At 66.9% G+C, this 1,733-nt stretch carries 1 protein-coding gene; it reads left to right on the forward strand.

Going from position 1 to position 1,733, the window contains the following annotated elements:
* On the forward strand, nucleotides 1-1,583 hold a 1,583-nt coding region (locus tag BFP90_RS16515; protein ID WP_065897439.1), incomplete at its 5' end, for a penicillin-binding transpeptidase domain-containing protein.
* Between the last annotated feature and the right edge of the window lie 150 nt (nucleotides 1,584-1,733).

Below are 1,733 nucleotides of genomic sequence, written 5' to 3' on the forward strand. Positions count from 1 at the left end.
GCCTGGCCCCCTTGCTGGCGCGGCGCCTGAACCGGCCGGACAGCCCGCCCTTGATCCGCACCACCGTGGACGCCACCCTGCAACGTCGCCTCGAAGACCTGCTGCTGGGCTGGCGTGCGCGTTTGCCCGAACATACCTCGGCGGCGATCCTGGTGGTGGAGGAGGAAACCATGGCCGTGCGCGCCTACCTCGGCTCGGTGGACATCAATGATGCCAAGCGTTTTGGCCATGTGGACATGATCAACGCGCTGCGCTCGCCCGGTTCCACCTTGAAACCCTTCCTCTATGGCATGGCCCTGGACGACGGCCTGATTCATTCCGAGTCCCTGCTGCAGGACGTGCCGCGCCGCTACGGCGATTACCGGCCGGGCAATTTCTCCATGGGCTTTACCGGGGCGGTGCCGGCGAGTACGGCGCTGTCCAGCTCGCTGAACCTGCCGGCGGTGCAATTGCTGGAAGCCTACGGGCCGAAACGCTTTGCCGCGCAGATGCGCATCGGCGGCATGCCGCTGGCGTTGCCGGCGCTGGCCGAGCCGAACCTGGCGTTGATCCTGGGCGGTGCCGGCAGTCGCCTGGAAGAGCTGGTCAGCGGCTACAGTGCATTGGCCCGCGACGGCAAGAGCGCCACCCTGCGCCTGCAGCCGGATGACGCGCTGCGCGAACGGCCATTGCTGTCGCCAGGGGCGGCCTGGATCGTGCGGCGTATCCTCAGCGGCCAGGCGCGCCCCGACCGCGACCCACGGGCCGAACTGGTGCAGCGCCCGACGCTGGCCTGGAAGACCGGCACCAGCTATGGCTTTCGTGATGCCTGGGCGATTGGTGTCGGCCCGCGTTATCTGATCGGCGTCTGGATCGGTCGTCCGGACGGCACGCCGGTGCCGGGGCAGTTTGGCCTGGCGTCGGCGGCGCCGTTGATGTTGCAGGTGCATGACGTACTGACCAACCGCGACAGCCAGCGCGGCATCAGCGCGCCCGTCAAGGCCGTGCCGGCCAATGTGGGCGTGGCGGCAATCTGTTGGCCGCTGGGCCAGCCGATGAGTCGCAGCGATCCCAACTGTCGTCGCCAGCGGTTTGCCTGGACACTGGATAACACCACGCCGCCGACGTTGCAGGCACTGGATCAGCCGTTGAGCGTGGGGTTGATGGAAAACCTCTGGGTCAACGCCAAGGGCTTGCGCGTGGACGCCCATTGCCCTGGCGCCGAACCGAAGCATATCGCCCTGTGGCCGGCTCCGCTGGAGCCCTGGCTGCCCAGGGTGGAGCGCCGTGAAGCACGCATCCCGGCCGCCGACCCGGATTGCCCGCCGCCGGCACTGGCCGCCGCTTCGCCATTGTCCATTGTGGGCGTGCGCGAGGGCGATCAACTGCGTTTGCCCGCTGCCAGTCAACAGGCCCTGCGCCTGAAAATCTCCGCGCTGGGCGGCAGCGGGCGGCGCTGGTGGTTTCTCAATGGCGCGCCGTTGGGGGATAGCGCCAATCAGGACAGCATCAATGCCAGCTTCGAGCGGTTGGGGCGCTATCAGCTCAGTGTGTTGGATGAGGCCGGGCAGACTGCCAGGCTTGAGTTCAGTGTTGTGGATTAGGGCCTCATCGGGGGCAAGTCGAATCGTCGCACCGCCCCTCCCACACTGGTATGTGTTCAAAAATCGAATGTGGGAGGGGACTTGCCCCCGATGGCGGCCTCAGGGCCGACCAGGATGTTGGATCAGATCGAGTACATATCCGTTTCTGCG

Origin of the sequence: Pseudomonas sp. 24 E 13 (genome assembly GCF_900004715.1) — a bacterium.
Taxonomy (GTDB): domain Bacteria; phylum Pseudomonadota; class Gammaproteobacteria; order Pseudomonadales; family Pseudomonadaceae; genus Aquipseudomonas; species Aquipseudomonas orientalis_A.